Source organism: Rhizobium sophorae (genome assembly GCF_013087515.1).
GTDB classification, from domain to species: Bacteria; Pseudomonadota; Alphaproteobacteria; order Rhizobiales; family Rhizobiaceae; genus Rhizobium; species Rhizobium sophorae.
The window spans coordinates 105,214-119,715 of the sequence record NZ_JABFCN010000023.1 but is presented as its reverse complement, the minus strand read 5'-3'; the positions used below and the strand labels follow the sequence as shown (position 1 = coordinate 119,715).

14 protein-coding genes and 1 pseudogene are annotated in these 14,502 nt (G+C 59.8%); 8 read left to right on the top strand and 7 right to left on the bottom strand.

Annotated features, from left to right (window positions below):
- Positions 1-10 precede the first annotated feature (10 nt).
- Together G9X64_RS14300 and G9X64_RS14295 are read left to right on the top strand one after the other, a co-directional pair.
- Positions 11-940, top strand: coding sequence for an XdhC family protein (locus tag G9X64_RS14300; protein ID WP_168308976.1), 930 nt, complete (start codon positions 11-13; stop codon positions 938-940).
- A pseudogene (locus tag G9X64_RS14295) lies at positions 933-1,539 on the top strand (nucleotidyltransferase family protein). The gene G9X64_RS14300 and the pseudogene G9X64_RS14295 overlap by 8 nt, the downstream one beginning before the upstream one ends.
- 169 nt (positions 1,540-1,708) lie before the next feature.
- Here G9X64_RS14295 and G9X64_RS14290 read toward each other — a convergent pair.
- Positions 1,709-2,299, bottom strand: a complete 591-nt coding sequence (locus G9X64_RS14290; protein WP_168308978.1) for a TetR/AcrR family transcriptional regulator — start codon at positions 2,297-2,299, stop codon at positions 1,709-1,711.
- A gap of 118 nt (positions 2,300-2,417) precedes the next feature.
- Here G9X64_RS14290 and G9X64_RS14285 point away from each other — a divergent pair, with 118 nt between their 5' ends.
- Positions 2,418-3,644 (top strand): MFS transporter, encoded by a 1,227-nt coding sequence (locus G9X64_RS14285; RefSeq protein WP_168308979.1) that lies wholly within the window; start codon positions 2,418-2,420, stop codon positions 3,642-3,644.
- 78 nt (positions 3,645-3,722) lie between these two features.
- Here G9X64_RS14285 and G9X64_RS14280 read toward each other — a convergent pair whose 3' ends face one another.
- Entirely contained in the window at positions 3,723-4,625 is a 903-nt protein-coding gene (locus tag G9X64_RS14280; protein ID WP_168308980.1) for a LysR family transcriptional regulator, read from the bottom strand.
- A 94-nt stretch (positions 4,626-4,719) separates the two neighbouring features.
- Between G9X64_RS14280 and G9X64_RS14275 the strand changes: the two genes are divergently transcribed.
- A complete protein-coding gene (locus G9X64_RS14275; RefSeq protein ID WP_168308981.1) occupies positions 4,720-5,040 on the top strand; it encodes a nuclear transport factor 2 family protein in 321 nt (106 codons plus the stop codon).
- Positions 5,040-5,819, top strand: a complete 780-nt coding sequence (locus G9X64_RS14270; RefSeq protein WP_168315790.1) for an SDR family oxidoreductase — start codon at positions 5,040-5,042, stop codon at positions 5,817-5,819. Before G9X64_RS14275 ends, G9X64_RS14270 begins: the two co-directional genes overlap by 1 nt.
- 20 nt (positions 5,820-5,839) lie before the next feature.
- Here G9X64_RS14270 and G9X64_RS14265 read toward each other — a convergent pair whose 3' ends face one another.
- The gene (locus G9X64_RS14265) at positions 5,840-6,307 is read right to left on the bottom strand and encodes a MarR family winged helix-turn-helix transcriptional regulator (protein ID WP_168308983.1); all 468 of its coding nucleotides are present in this window, start codon (positions 6,305-6,307) and stop codon (positions 5,840-5,842) included.
- Between the two features lie 142 nt (positions 6,308-6,449).
- Between G9X64_RS14265 and G9X64_RS14260 the strand changes: the two genes are divergently transcribed.
- Positions 6,450-7,247: an alpha/beta fold hydrolase gene (locus G9X64_RS14260; protein WP_168308984.1), complete on the top strand. Its 798-nt coding sequence runs from the start codon at positions 6,450-6,452 to the stop codon at positions 7,245-7,247.
- A gap of 195 nt (positions 7,248-7,442) precedes the next feature.
- On the top strand, positions 7,443-9,074 hold the full coding sequence (locus G9X64_RS14255) for a GMC family oxidoreductase (RefSeq protein WP_171376744.1): 1,632 nt from the start codon (positions 7,443-7,445) through the stop codon (positions 9,072-9,074).
- Between the two features lie 133 nt (positions 9,075-9,207).
- Here the strand turns inward: G9X64_RS14255 and G9X64_RS14250 are convergent, their stop codons facing one another.
- Positions 9,208-10,041: an AraC family transcriptional regulator gene (locus G9X64_RS14250; protein ID WP_171376876.1), complete on the bottom strand. Its 834-nt coding sequence runs from the start codon at positions 10,039-10,041 to the stop codon at positions 9,208-9,210.
- Between the two features lie 292 nt (positions 10,042-10,333).
- Between G9X64_RS14250 and G9X64_RS14245 the strand changes: the two genes are divergently transcribed.
- On the top strand, positions 10,334-11,239 hold the full coding sequence (locus G9X64_RS14245) for a helix-turn-helix transcriptional regulator (RefSeq protein ID WP_312864039.1): 906 nt from the start codon (positions 10,334-10,336) through the stop codon (positions 11,237-11,239).
- A 144-nt stretch (positions 11,240-11,383) separates the two neighbouring features.
- On the opposite strand, the gene G9X64_RS14240 is transcribed toward G9X64_RS14245, so the two are convergent.
- From G9X64_RS14240 to G9X64_RS14230, 3 genes are all read right to left on the bottom strand, one after another.
- Entirely contained in the window at positions 11,384-12,220 is an 837-nt protein-coding gene (locus G9X64_RS14240) for an alpha/beta fold hydrolase (RefSeq protein WP_376766395.1), read from the bottom strand.
- 212 nt (positions 12,221-12,432) lie between these two features.
- Entirely contained in the window at positions 12,433-14,031 is a 1,599-nt protein-coding gene (locus G9X64_RS14235; RefSeq protein ID WP_168315789.1) for an MFS transporter, read from the bottom strand.
- A complete protein-coding gene (locus G9X64_RS14230; RefSeq protein WP_168308987.1) occupies positions 14,028-14,471 on the bottom strand; it encodes a DoxX family protein in 444 nt (147 codons plus the stop codon). The genes G9X64_RS14235 and G9X64_RS14230 overlap by 4 nt, the downstream gene beginning before the upstream one ends.
- Positions 14,472-14,502 lie beyond the last annotated feature (31 nt).

Here is a 14,502-nt window from a genome sequence, read left to right as displayed (position 1 = left end):
AGGATTTCCCATGGATCAGACACTCGCGCCCATCACGGCGCCAATTCCCGTCAGGGCATCGTCCACCGACGATCCTGCGGATCTGCTTCGCTTCGCGATCGACGCGCATCGTCTTTGCGCGGTGGCGCTTGCAACCCTCGTCGATGTCCGAGGCGGGGCTGCGCGTGCGCTCGGCGCTCATATGGCGGTTGCCGCAGACGGGCGGTTCTGCGGCTATGTCTCCGGCGGATGCGTCGAAGCCGCCGTGGCTTCCGAAGCGCTTCTGGCAATGGCGGAAGAACAGGACCGCACGGTCAAGTTCGGCGACGGCTCTCCCTTCTTCGACATTGTCCTTCCCTGCGGTGGCGGAATCTCCGTCGCGATCCATGTCCTGAAGGATGTCGGAGCTTTGCAGCATGTTCTGGATCGTCTCCGACGGCGGCAGGCAGCCGGCCTTGCCTATTCGCCAGAGCGGCAGACGCTCGAACCGGTAGACCCACTGCCACGGGCGTGCTGGCTCGATCGAGATTTTCTGACCGTCTACCGTCCCCGCACCCGCGTCGTCCTTTCCGGGCAGACGATCGAAGCGCAGGCCGTCGCACGACTGGCCGAAGCTTCCTGCTACGACGTGATCGTCAGGGGACAGGGCGAGGGGAGCAGGGTTGCAGCCGATATCATCGACCCCTTCACGGCCGTCGTGCTCCTGCATCATGACCTCGACGCCGAAGCCGCCATTCTCGAGACCGCGCTTCACTCGCCTGCCTTTTACATCGGCGCACTCGGCAGCACCCGGACGCATCATCGGCGTGTCGAGTGGTTGAGAGCCATGGCTTTCAGAAAGGACGACATCGGTCGCATCAAGGCGCCCATCGGGATGTTCGGCCCGACGCGGGATGCGACCTCGCTCGCCCTGTCGGTTCTGGCTGATATCGCTGCGGCAAGACTGGTGGCTTATGCGTAAGGCGTCAGTTGCGATCGTCATTCTCGCTGCCGGCAAGGCAAGCCGGATGGGTGAGGGCGGGAAGCACAAGCTGCTGGCCGAGTTCGACGGCGTGCCGCTCGTGCGGCGGTCGGCATCGACCGCGCTCGGTGCGGATGCAGCCTCCGTTATTGTCGTCACGGGTCATCGCAGGAGCGAGATCGAGGCCGCGCTCGATGGGCTCGATCTGACTTTCATCGATAATCCCGATTACGCCAGCGGCATGGCGAGCTCACTCATAGCCGGATTCTCATCGAGGGACGCTGACAGCGCCGAAGGCATTCTCGTCATGCTCGCCGATATGCCCGGCATTTCCACATCTCGATGCCCTGATTTCCGCCTTCCGCAACGCGGGCGGCGAGGCCATCGTGCGCGCCGTTTCGCAGGGCAAGCCCGGCAATCCCGTTATCCTACCACGTTCTCTCAATCAGGCAGTCCTCAGGCTTGAAGGCGATGTCGGCGCGCGCGATATCATTGCGACGTCAGGCTTGCTTGTGCTCGATGTGGATGTTGGCGACGCGGCCTTGCTCGACGTCGACACGCCGGACGAGGTATTGGCCGCGGGTGGCGCAATGAACTGACCCGGGGAAGACAGCGCGCAGCCCGGTGGCGCGCCGCTATCGAAGCTTTCGACGTGGACAGCCTTTGCCTGGAGGATCCGCCACGTCGTCGAAAACAGGACGCGGCTAAAGGTGGCACCGGACCCATCTGGTGGACCAGCCGCCGCGCCTGAACGGGAAGTCAAACACCTCATTGCTGGCTGCGGAGGCTCCCCAGCATAGCCTTGAATCCCGCAACCGCCCGCTTCGAAACCCCCTCCGGATCCTCCGCATTGGCGATCCACAGCGCCATATGGCTGCTGGCGCCATTGATGAGGCGAGCGGCGGTTTCGGTGTCGATGTCGATGATCTCGCCATCGGCCTTGAGACGGTCGAGGCTGCGGGAGAGGGCGGCGATACAGCCGGGGGTGTTCTGCCATTGCGAGATATCGCCGAGTACAGCCGGGCCATCGCGAAACATGATACGCTGGATTTCGGGCTCAAGCGCCATTTCGATATAAGCGGAGCACTCGTCGACAAAGCCCTGCCAGCGCGTGGGAGCGGTGGCCGAAACTTCGTTCAGCCGTTCAGTCATCTCCGCGTCGATTTCCATGATGACGGCCTGGAGCAGGCCCCTCTTGTCACCAAAATGGTGATAGAGGGCCCCGCGCGTCAGTCCCGCTTCGCCGGTGAAATCGTCCATTGAGGCTTCCGCGTAGCCAATCGTGCCAAAGGCACGCCGCCCGGCTGCGATAAGTTTGCCGCGGGTCTCTGCGATCATCTCCTGGCGCGGTTTGCGCATGGCTTCTCCATTGGCATACGCCGCGTATCTTTTTCATTGACATACGGGACGTATGCATTATCTAAACACATACGCTCCGTATATAAGTGCTCTGTCCGATAACTGGAAGGATCGTGCCATGTCAAATCCGTATAGACAAATATTCGCGGCACCTGGGGCCAAGGGCTTCTCCGCAGCCGGCTTTTTCGCACGGCTTCCCATCGCCATGGCGCCGATCGGCATCGTCGCCATGCTCTCCCAGGCGCATGGTGAATATTGGCTGGCAGGCGCCGTGTCGGCGACCTATGCGCTCACCAATGCGGTGATCTCGCCGCAGATTTCGCGAGCGGTCGACCGGCTGGGCCAGACGGCAGTGGTCGTTCCCACAACCATCGTATCAGTATTGGCGTTCATCGCGCTGATCGCGGCGGCCAACCAGAACTGGCCGGTGTGGACGCTGTTTGCCTCAGCCTTCCTCGCGGCAGCCATGCCAAGCATCCCGGCGCTGATGCGGGCGCGCTGGACGGAACTGTTTCGCAACCAGCCTGAGCTCAACACGGCCTTCGCGTTCGAAAGTGCCGCGGACGAACTGGTCTATATCGCCGGCGCTTCGCTGTCGGTGGGGCTCGCCGTGTCACTTTTCCCGGAAGCCGGCATGATGGTGAGCACAGCTTTTCTAGCGCTCGGGACGGCCGCCTTCATCGTGCAGCGCGGCACCGAGCCGAAGGTGCGTTATGTCGCCGGCGCGGCTTCGGTTGGCTCGGCGATCCGGCAGCGTCCGGTGCAGATCATCACACTCGCGCTGATCTTCGTCGGCTCGATCTTCGCAACCGCTGAAGTGAGTGTTGTCGCTATTACCAAGGAGCTTGGTCAGCCGAATGCGGCAAGCCTGGTCATCGGTGTCTATGCCCTCGGCTCCTTCCTATTGGGTTTGACTCTCGGCGCGCTCAATCTGCGCATCCCCTTGCATCGTCAATTGCTGATCGCTGTTGCTATTCTCGCACTGACCTCGCTGCCGCTGCTCGTCGCCGGCAGCTCGGTAACCCTGCTTGCTGTCGCCGTCTTCGTCAGCGGCATCGCGATCTCGCCGACCTTTATAACGGCCTTCGGACTGATTGAGCGTCGCGTGCCGGAATCGGTGCTGACGGAAGGTGTCACCTGGGTGATGACCGGCATCGGTATCGGTATGGCGCTCGGCGCCTTCGTCTCGGGCTGGGTCGTCGACAGCTATGGTCCCCAGAGCGGATTCTGGGTCTCTGCGGCGGCCGGGGCCGCGACCGTCCTTATCATTGCCCTTGGTCAGCGCACCCTGTCGGGCGAGTGCACCGGCGGTGAAGATTGCGCCATGCTGGAGCCAGCGCAGTAGCAGGGCGGGCGGTAGACAGGAGCGACGCAGGAGGATTCACCTTGAACGGTTCGAAACCGTCAAGGTGAAGGCCGTGGGTCAAGTCGCATTTCGGGAGAACTCACGAGCTAGGTCGAGGAATGCTCTGACGCCGGCCGATAGATTTCGGCGTCCAGGATAGTATAGGCACAACCCTGGATACGGCGGCGTCCAATCTTCGAGAACACGAACAACGCGCCCCGCCTCTATGTCCGAGAGAATGTCCTGTTCGAAGAGATAGCCCACGCCGGCGCTTTCGAGCACGGCTGTCCGCGTAAGGCTGGCCTCATCGAGTGCGATTGGCCCCCGCACGTCTATCTGCACCGGCTCGCCGTCTTTTTCGAACCGCCATCGAAACAAGGAGCCGTCTGGCAGGCGCACACGAATGCACCTGTGATTGAGAAGATCCGGAGGGACCATGGGCTTACCATGTTTCCCGAAATACTCGGGAGACCCAACCACTGCGTGTCGCTGAGGCCGGCCGAGCGAAACGGCAATCATATCGCTGGGAACGAGGCCTTCAACCCTGACGCCCAGATCGAACCCGTCCTTGACGATATCGACCATCTTACCCTCGGTAACGATATCGACATTCATGTCCGGATAGCGGCGCAGGAACTCCAGCACGAGCGGTGAGATGATGGCGCGCGCCGCAAACGGCGCTGCGTTGATCCGTATGGTTCCGGAAGGAGTCTCGCGGTGGGAGCGTACCAGATCCAGAGCAGCATGGAGATCCTGCAGCGAGGGCCTGACCTGCTGCACAAACAACCGGCCGGCGTCCGTTAGCGACACACTGCGGGTGGTGCGGTTGAACAACCGCACGCCAAGTCCCGCCTCGAGCCTGCTAATCGTGTGGCTCAACGCGGTCGTGGACATGCCGAGATCAATGGCCGCTGCTCGAAAAGTCCCGCGCCTGGCAATTGCAATGGCCGCTTCAAGTTCCTTCAGGCTGGTTAGTTCCATTGTCCCGATCTGTTCATCATCGCATGCCGGTTTATCCCACTTATTTATGCAATGGTCGAGGGATAAGTATCGGTTAGGTTATGAGGAGAACACAATGGATATGCCCGGTATCATTAACACGTACTTTGAAGCAGACCGTCGCAATGACGCGAATGCGCTGCTGGACACCTTTGCGGTCGAAGCCGTCGTCGAAGACGAACGAGCGCGCCATCAAGGCGTCGCCGCAATCCGAGAATGGTGGGTGGCTGCGAAGAAGTCGGCTCAGTACGTTGCTGAACCTTTGGAATGCACGGTCGACGGTGACAAAGCGCTCATCCGAGCCAAAGTGAGCGGCCAGTTTCCCGGTAGCCCGGTGACCCTCGCCTACGACTTTGCCATCAAAGACGGCAAGATCGTCAGGCTGGAGATCCAATAATGACTGACTTTCTCAATTTGGAAGGCAAACGCGTCCTCATTACGGCTGGGACCAAGGGCGCCGGCGCTGCGACCGTCAGTTTGTTTCAGGAACTCGGCGCGAAGGTGCTGACGACAGCGCGGGCGCGTCCGGAAGCCTTGCCGGATGAATTGTTCGTTGAAGCGGACCTGACCACCGAGGAAGGCTGTGCAATCGTCGCGGATGCCGCGCGCCAACGTCTGGGCGGCGTTGATATCATCGTGCACATGCTAGGCGGTTCGTCAGCGGCCGGCGGTGGATTTTCTGCGCTGTCGGAAGACGACTGGCATAAGGAGCTGTCGCTCAACCTTTTTCCAGCCGTTCGCCTGGATCGGCAACTGGTTCCGGACATGGTCGCTCAAGGAAACGGTGTGGTGGTGCATGTGACATCCATCCAGAGAGTCCTGCCGCTTCCGGAATCGACGACGGCCTATGCTGCGGCGAAGGCAGCGCTTTCCACTTACAGCAAGGCAATTTCGAAGGAAGTTTCGCCCAAAGGTGTCCGGGTCGTTCGGGTGTCGCCAGGCTGGATCGAAACGGAAGCTTCGGTCCACCTTGCAGAGCGCTTGGCGAAGCAGGCCGGTACTGACCTCGAGGGCGGCAAAAAGATCATCATGGACGGGCTGGGCGGCATTCCGCTCGGTCGTCCGGCAAAACCGGAAGAGGTCGCAAACCTGATTGCCTTCCTCGCCTCCGACCGGGCTGCTTCGATCACTGGTACCGAATATACGATCGATGGAGGGACAGTGCCAACAGCCTAGGCGCCGGCATGCACGGCAAATCAGGTCGGCGCGTCCCATCCGCCGATGTGGGAATAGATCGCGTTGCGGAGATAACGCACGTCGCGGTTCAGAGCGGCCAAGTCCTGCGGTTTCTGGGTCGAGGCAGCAAGCAAGGTATCGCTGAGACAGCCTGCCTTGTGCTGCAATGCCCGGCCTTCGTCGGTCAATTCAATCAACACCTGGCGCTCGTTGCTCAGGTTTCTGGTCCTACGCAGGAGGCCGGATACCTCGAGGCGCTTTAGAAGCGGCGTCAGCGTGCTGGATTCCAGGGCAAGGGCGTTGGCAATGGCACCCACCGTTTGTCCATCTTCGCTCCATAACACGTTGAGCACGAGATACTGCGGGTATGTCAGGCCCAGCTCATCGAGAAGGGGCTTGTAAGCACGCTGGATGGCAATACCAGCTGTATAAATTGCGTAGCACAATTGGTCGTGCAGAGCGGGCGGGTCGTTGTGGCGGTCGGTCATTCTGAGCTCCTGTAGATCTCCATATAGCCTATGCAATAGCAAAAATAAATATCGCGATAAGAATTATCTTGACGAGCAATCTAAAGTCTGCGAGCTTACATATATCGCGATAACAGTTATCGCAGTTAACGAGGAGATAGCCATGACACGCAAGACCACGACCACCGTAGCCGCAATTGTTGCTGCAGCCTCACTGTCCGCTGCCGCATTGCCGGCGAACGCAGCGGACACCATCTCTCAAGACCAGTCCGTCAGAAACGTTGTGCTTGTCCACGGCGCGTTTGCAGACGGTTCTGGCTGGAAGGGTGTTTACGACAATCTCACCAAGCGCGGCTATCGCGTTACGATCGTCCAGAACCCGCTGACCTCCCTCGAAGACGACGTTGCCGCCACCAAACGTGCGCTGGAACGGCAGGATGGTCCGGTCATTCTCGTTGGACATTCCTGGGGCGGCACGGTCATCACGGAAGCGGGCGTCGACGCAAAGGTTGCTGGCCTCGTCTATGTTTCTGCTCTGTCCCCCGATGCCGGCGAGACAACGGCACAGCAATACCAAGGATTTGCTCCTGCATCGGAATTCGTCATTGAGACCACGAAAGATGGCTTTGGATATGTCAGCCCGGAAAAGTTTAAGGCTGGCTTTGCTCATGACGTCAGCGATGCGGATGTTGCATTCATGAGGGATGCGCAGGTCCCGATCAACATGTCGGCGTTCGGCACGAAGTTGGAAAATGCTGCATGGCGCACCAAGCCGAGCTGGGCCGTCATCGCTACCGAAGACAAGGCATTCGATCAGGCGATGCTGATCCACATGGCAGAGCGCATCAAGGCGAAGATCACCAAGGTTTCGGCAAGCCACGCCCTGTTCATGACGCAGCCGAAGGTCGTCGCCGATACCATTGATCAGGCCGCTAAGGCCGTTTCGGCGAAGAAGCAATGACAGACGTAGCCTCATCGGGACAGTCCGCACTATCCCGATGACGACGAGCAGGGGCTGTCGAATCGAGCGAGGTCGCGCCGAAGCGAGCACATGGAAGGCCGCACGATCTCGGACTGGGATCCATTGCCCGCATTCGCCCCCGGGATCCCCAGCAATTTCGCTATTTATTTTGAATCCATTCACGGAGGTAGTCACGTGAAGCTGAATAGCCATGACCAGAATGCACCCGAAAATCCGCCCACTCCTCAGCGCGAGGTCGGTGATGTTTTCGACTTCATTGTCTGCGGCGCCGGGTCCAGCGGCTCCGTTGTCGCTGCGCGACTAGCAGAGGATGGGAACGCGAGCGTTCTGCTGCTCGAGGCGGGTGGGGACGATGCGGCCGAAACCGTTACGAACCCTGCGCAGTGGCCGCTCAATCTCGGCTCGAGCCGTGACTGGGGCTTTGTTGGACAACCGACCCCCGGCCTGGATGGACGACGTCTTCCTCTCAGCATGGGCAAGGGGCTCGGTGGCGGTTCGAGCATCAATGTCATGGTGTGGGCCAGAGGACACAAGGGGGACTGGGACCACTTTGCCGCTGAAGCCGGCGATGACGCGTGGGGCTATCAGTCTATCCTCGGCTACTATCGCCGGATCGAAGATTGGCAGGGCGCTCCGGACCCAACGCGTCGCGGCATGGGAGGACCGGCCTACGTAGCGCAGCCGCAGGCGCCCCAACCGATCGCAGAGGCCTTGTTGAGTGCGGCATCCACTATCGGCATTCCCGTCTACGATAGCCCGAACGGTGAAATGATGGAGGCCCCGGGCGGCGCATCTATCGCTGAACTGCGGATCCGGGATGGCAAGCGGGAGTCTGTCTTTGGATCCTATGTCAGCCCGCTCATGTCGCGCCCAAACCTGACTGTGCTGACCAACGCACTGGTCACGCGCCTCATCTTCGATGGCAAGCGCGTGACGGGGATCGAGGTTCTCGTCGATGATCGGTTGCGTCAATTCACTGCGCGTTGCGAAACGGTACTGTCGCTAGGCGCGATCAACACTCCGAAAGTGTTGATGCAGTCGGGCATAGGTCCAGAAGATGAGCTGCAAGCCCACGGCATTCCCGTGGTTCAACACTTACCTGGCGTTGGGCGCAATCATCAGGATCATCTCGCATTCGGGTGCACCTGGGCATATCGAAAACCAGAAGCCGTCGGTGGTAGCGGCTGCGAAGCAAAACTCTACTGGAAAAGCGAATCGCGTCTTGCGCAGCCGGACATTCTTCAGTGCCAGTTGGAGTTCGCTGTGCCGTCACCGATCGAGACGGGCCTCGAAACGCCGCAACATGGGTGGACGATGTTTAACGGTCTCGCCCAGCCAAAAAGCCGTGGTCGATTGCGGCTCTCCGGCCCCAATACGAATGACCCCATCCTGATCGAACCGAATTCGCTCAGCGCGCCGGAAGACATGGCGGCCGCCTTGGCTGCGGTCGAGTTGTGTCGCGAACTCGGAAACAGCGATGCCTTCACGCCACTGGTGACAGGCGAGGCGGCTCCGGGCGCGCGCTACAGGTCAGGGACGATCGACTTTATCCGGCGTTCGGCGGTCACCTACTGGCATCAATCCTGCACAGCCAAAATGGGACGCGACAGCATGTCGGTGGTCGACAACGAACTCAAGGTGTACGGCGTCGATGGCCTGCGCATCGCAGACTCCTCGATCATGCCGAGGATCACCACCGGTAATACAATGGCGCCCTGCGTTGTCATTGGAGAGCGGGCGGCTGATCTGATCCGAAAGATGCATAGCCTGCCAGACCTGAGCGGAGGGCTCACTCAGCCCACTTGATGAAGAGATTTACGTGGAGCTCAGCGGCCAGCATACGCGGGCCGCCGAGCTTTTTTTGCACAGTGCCGGGACGACGGTTCGTATTGGGTCAAGACCCTCTATTGGGCAGAACCTTACCAAGGGCTTGTCTGGATCAGGCGTTACGCCGCCAATTGCCAGGCGTAGTGCCGACTATACCTGCAAAGACGCGCGTGAAATGGCTTTGGTCCGCAAAACCGCAGGCGATGGCCACTTCGGCGAGCGGAGCATTTGAGGTCCGCAAGAGGTCGCGGGCACGGTCTATTCGCTCACGAAGAAGCCACTGGTAAGGCGTCATGCCGGTTGTGTCGCGAAATGCGCGAATGAAATATCCGCGTGAAAGGTCGCAGAGCTTTGCAACCTCGGAAATTGACACGTTGCCATCTAGGTTTTCGCGAAGCAGACTTTTCGCCAAATCCTCATGTGAGCGGGAAAGCTTTTGCGACCTATCGGAAACTTTAACGGGCTGGCCGCCGTAGCGCTGGAGCAGATAGGTGCCGATGGCTGTCGTCATCTGGTCGACGAACAGCGCGTTGGCTTCTTCCGGTTTTTCGAGTGCCGGAATCAGCGCCCGAGCAAGATTGGCAAGCACGACATCTTTCGATGCGATTTCGGCTGACAGGGAGGTCACGCGTGGTATCTCTGCATCATCGGCAATTTTGATGAGAGACGCTGGCGAGATTTCAAACAAAACGAAATCGAAGGGCCCGCCCAGGTCTGCCTTGTACGGTTCCGAGAGATCACGGATATAAATCGAGTTTTCGGCAAAGTCGTGGGTTGTCGCGTGATGTTCGTGGAAGATGCGCCGCGTGTGGCCACCGAGCGAGGAAACCCCGACGACAAAACCTCGATCGCTTGCCGGCGTCATGACCTGATCAAGTTCAGTTTTGGCTGTCGCCTTCCGAAAGATATCAATGTCTGAACCAGGCAGGCTTTGGTTGATCGACAACTGCTTCAACGAGCACCCGAACCCGTCGATCGAGTTTCGAGTGGAAGATTGGTGGCGGTGGGGGAGAACTTGGACCACGACGCAGTTCTTTCATTTTTAGACACTCGAACACGGGACCTACCGGTTTTGGTAGCTTTCCCACGCTATGCTTGCCTCACGACAATTTGTTCAATCGGCTCCGCAAGGATCCTTTTGTTCAAGATTGCCGTTTGAAACCTGTGTAGGAAATTTGGAAGCGCGGCATCTCGTCGGTACGGCTATATAGTCCCCAGCCAGGATGATCGAGACACATGTGAGTGAAGCGTTGACGGTCAGTGAGAGAATTGCGGCATGTTTTGAGATTACGGCCGCAAGGGCGCTGGTAATCAGGCCCCTTTGCGAAGCCAAGCTGGCTGTCGTCCATCTCGAGCATTCCTATGGCAATGGCGAACATACAATCGTCCTGCCGGCTGATGACGCTTTTCTGCTCATGCTCTATCTCGTCGACGTTGATCATCGCGACGTTCTGCCCGACGGAACACGGACACCTCTGAAGACCTATTCCAGAGGCTCTATGTGTCTCATCAGTCTGAGGAATGGCGCCGCAATTTCGATTCGTGGCTGCTTCGAAGCACTCGTGTTTCATATCCCAAGCGCGCTTTTTATCGAGCTCTTTGAGGAAGCAGGCGAGCCGCGTATTGATGACCTGACAACCTGCCGCGGGATAAACGATCAGGTGGTCCGCAATATCGGCGGTGCGCTGATACCGATGTTCGACATGCCGGAAGAGGTCAGGGACACACTGCTTCCTCATATCGGATTAGCGTTAAGCGCCCATCTTGCGCATCGTTACGGGCGGTCCCCCATCCAGCACCTTTCGGGCACCGGTCAGTTGTCTCCGCTGCAGGAAAAGCGCATCAAGGCGTACATAGCTGCCAACCTGTCAGGCGGCACTCCGGTCGATAAGATCGCCGAAGCATGCGGGTTTTCAGTCGATGAGCTCTGTTCCGGATTTCTGAGCACGACCGGGCAGTCTGTTTCGGAATGGATTGCGTCATATCGAATGAGCAAAGCCCAATCGCAACTGAGCAGAACCGGTGAAACTATTGCCCGGATCGCTGCAGAGTGTGGGTTTCCGGAGGAAAATGAATTCGTCGCAACCTTCACGAAGGCCGTCGGAGTGCCTCCTGCAGACTGGCGCTTGCGTAACCGACACTGACAGAAAACCGTCAAGCAGCGCCGCTCGGCTTTGAGCTAAACTTCGGAACGGACCGCTCAGGACTGTCCTGGTGACAGCCAGCTTCGTCGGGTTTGTTCGGCCGGATCCGGGTGCGGCGAAGGCAGTCACACCCGGACAGTCCAATCACGCTTGGATAAATGCCAAGAGGTCGGCGTTCAGGACGTCAGCGTGGGTTGTCAGCATGCCGTGCGGATAACCCTTGTAGACTTTCAGAGTGCCGTTCTGGACTAGCTTCACGGACAGCCTGCCCGCGTTGTCGATCGGCACGACCTGGTCGTCGTCGCCGTGCATGACGAGGGTCGGAACGGCGATTGCCTTCAGGTCTTCCGTCTGGTCCGTCTCGGAAAAGGCCTTGATCCCATCGTAATGGGCCTTCGCACTGCCCATCATGCCCTGCCGCCACCAATTCTGGATAACGCCCGGATAGACCTTGGCGTCAGGACGGTTGAAACCATAGAACGGACCCGTGGGGAAATCGACGAAGAGCTGTGCGCGGTTCTCGGCGACGCCCTTGCGGATGCCATCGAACACTTCGATCGGCAGGCCGCCCGGATTTGTTGGGGTCTTCAGCATCAGCGGCGGAACGGCGGAGACCAGAACGGCCTTGGCGACGCGGCCGGCCGGCTGGCCAAATTTTGCAACATAACGAGCAACTTCGCCGCCGCCAGTCGAATGGCCGATATGAACGGCGTTCTTCAGATCGAGCGCTTCTACGACCGCGAAGGCATCGGCGGCATAGTGGTCCATGTCGTGACCGTCAGAAACTTGAGCAGAACGGCCGTGGCCACGGCGGTCATGTGCCACGACGCGGAAGCCCTTTGCCAGGAAGAACAGCATCTGCGCATCCCAATCGTCCGAGGAGAGCGGCCAGCCATGGTGGAAGACGATCGGCTGGGCATCCTTCGGACCCCAATCCTTGTAGAAGATTTCGACGCCGTCCTTGGTGGTGATATAGCCCATTCTATTGTCTCCTTTGATTGAGGTGGTGGTGGAAGCAGCGTTGGCTGCTAGGCCAAACGATGTGGGAAGTACCATGGTGGCTGCGGCGGCAGCTCCGGAAAGCAATGCGCTGCGGCGGGTGATGGAGGGGATGTTCTCGGTCATTTTCCGGTACCGTGATCCTTTAGTGGCTATGATTCGAGGGTAGGGGGGGATGCTGCTATCCCGCGTTGTTAGGCGGCTCCCGGCCGGTTGATTGTCAGGAAATGCCGCACGACCGGTTTGTCCGTTCCCGAGTGATAGGCGAGGACCTGGCCTTGCAGATCAGCATCGGCATTTGAAACCCGTTTGTGCTGGCGAAGATGCTCGGCCCAGGATTCGACCATGAACCATTCGACGATCTTTTGCGGATCGGCGGAGTCTTCGGTCACCCCCCATCCATAGGCCCCGTCCCGCCGCCGCTCGTGGGACATCTCATCCAGCGCATGCAGGAAGGCTGTGCGATGATGTTTTTCGACATGGTATTCGATGAGGATCAGGACCGGGCCACGGTCATGGGCTACCGGCTCGGCGACCAAGGGTTCGGGCCAGTGATTGGATGGCACCATATCCGCGTCGCCGGCCGGCAGCTTTAAGCGATGCATGATGAAGCCCGCGATGAGCAGTCCCGCCGCGCCGATCAGCAGCGCTCCCGGCACTCCAGCAGCTTCACCAACGGCACCCCAGCCAAGACTACCTGCCGTCATCGCGCCATTGAAGACGGTGAGATAGACCGCCAGACCGCGACCGCGGACCCAGTTCGGTAGCACGGCCTGCGCTGCCCCATTCAGCGTGGTCAGGGCCGTGATCCACGCAGCTCCGAGAAAGAGCAGAACAATGATGGCGACCCATTTCGGCGGCGCGAACGACAAAGCGCCCATGACGAGTGCTGTGATAACAGCGGCACCGAGCAGCAGGCCGTCGGCAGTAAAGCGTTCGCGCAATTTAGGCATGAGCAATGCGCCGCCGATTGCGCCAGCGCCGACGGCGCCAAGCAGGATACCGTAGAAGCCTGCGTCACCACCGAGCAATTGTCGGGCGACGAGCGGCAGGAGTGCCCAGATGGCGCTGGCGAAGGCAAAGAAGATCGCCGCGCGCAAAAGTACGACATGCAAGGGCTTGCTGGCGCGGGTGTAGCGCAGGCCTGCACGGAACGCGCCGAAGAAGCCTTCAGCCAACGTATCATTTGCATTCTTTGCCCGCGGCCACCAGACGAGCGCCGCAATGACGACGAGATAGCTCGCAACATCCGCGCCATAGGTGACGCCTGCACCCAAGGCTGCAAGGAGAAGTCCCCCGGCGGCCGGTCCGATCGACCGCGCGATATTGATGCCGAGCGAGTTGAGCGCGACGGCGCTCTTGACGTCCTCTCTCTTCACCAGCTCCGGCACGATCGCCTGCCAGGTCGGCCCCATTAGCGCGGCGCCGATCCCGCCAAGGAAGGTCAGGCCGATCAGCGCGCTGACCGAAAGCATGCCGGTATTTGCCAGGATCATCAGGCTTACACTGACTGACGCGAGCAAAATCTGCACGGCAATCAGAAACTTGCGACGATCAAGAATATCGGTGAGCACGCCCGCAGGAATTGCCAGGAGGAAGATCGGCAGGGTTCCGGCCGCCTGCACCAGCGCGACGGCGGCCGGGGAGGCCGATAGATCGGTCATGAGCCAGGAACTGGCGACATCGCGCATGAAGCTGCCGGTATTTCCGAGGACGGTTGCAGCCCAAAGTACTGCGAAGACTGGCTGGGCAAGGGGAGCAAAGCTGCCCCCGGAGGATTTGGTAGCGCTCATTTGCCAGCTCCCTTGGTCAGATCATTTGCGGCGACAATGATGAAAGCGCCAGCGAGCCCGAGATGTTCGAAGAAAGCGTTGGTTGCCATCATGCGGTCCATGCCTGGGGGCAGCTCCCAGAAACGAAGGGCGATAAGGGTGGCAAAGAGCGTGAACCCGGCGAGCGCCAGCGCTCCTGCCCAGCGAAGGATCCCCGACACCACCATGGCCGAGGCCGCCAATTCGAAGGCGATAACGGTGACTGCGAAGAGTGCCGCGGGACGCAGGCCGAAATGGTTCATTTCAGCGATTGCGCCCTGGAAATCGAAGAGCTTGGTGAGCGGCCCCTGGATATAGGCCGCGCAGAGAGCGAGCAGCGCGATGAACCGTGTCGCTGGTGCAGCGATGATCCGCGCAAGAAGCGAGTCCCGGTGGCGGGTGGACGAAAAATGATCAATCATGTCTGCTCCTGTCGTGTAGTCGATCGAAACA

What these genes read in the sequence shown, in the direction of transcription:
- G9X64_RS14300 (WP_168308976.1), top strand. Translation starts at nt 11, where the DNA reads ATGGATCAGACACTCGCGCCCATCACGGCGCCAATTCCCGTCAGGGCA.
- G9X64_RS14290 (WP_168308978.1), bottom strand. Translation starts at nt 2,299, where the DNA reads ATGCGCAAACCGCGCCAGGAGATGATCGCAGAGACCCGCGGCAAACTT.
- G9X64_RS14285 (WP_168308979.1), top strand. Translation starts at nt 2,418, where the DNA reads ATGTCAAATCCGTATAGACAAATATTCGCGGCACCTGGGGCCAAGGGC.
- G9X64_RS14280 (WP_168308980.1), bottom strand. Translation starts at nt 4,625, where the DNA reads ATGGAACTAACCAGCCTGAAGGAACTTGAAGCGGCCATTGCAATTGCC.
- G9X64_RS14275 (WP_168308981.1), top strand. Translation starts at nt 4,720, where the DNA reads ATGGATATGCCCGGTATCATTAACACGTACTTTGAAGCAGACCGTCGC.
- G9X64_RS14270 (WP_168315790.1), top strand. Translation starts at nt 5,040, where the DNA reads ATGACTGACTTTCTCAATTTGGAAGGCAAACGCGTCCTCATTACGGCT.
- G9X64_RS14265 (WP_168308983.1), bottom strand. Translation starts at nt 6,307, where the DNA reads ATGACCGACCGCCACAACGACCCGCCCGCTCTGCACGACCAATTGTGC.
- G9X64_RS14260 (WP_168308984.1), top strand. Translation starts at nt 6,450, where the DNA reads ATGACACGCAAGACCACGACCACCGTAGCCGCAATTGTTGCTGCAGCC.
- G9X64_RS14240 (WP_376766395.1), bottom strand. Translation starts at nt 12,220, where the DNA reads ATGGGCTATATCACCACCAAGGACGGCGTCGAAATCTTCTACAAGGAT.
- G9X64_RS14235 (WP_168315789.1), bottom strand. Translation starts at nt 14,031, where the DNA reads ATGAGCGCTACCAAATCCTCCGGGGGCAGCTTTGCTCCCCTTGCCCAG.
- G9X64_RS14230 (WP_168308987.1), bottom strand. Translation starts at nt 14,471, where the DNA reads ATGATTGATCATTTTTCGTCCACCCGCCACCGGGACTCGCTTCTTGCG.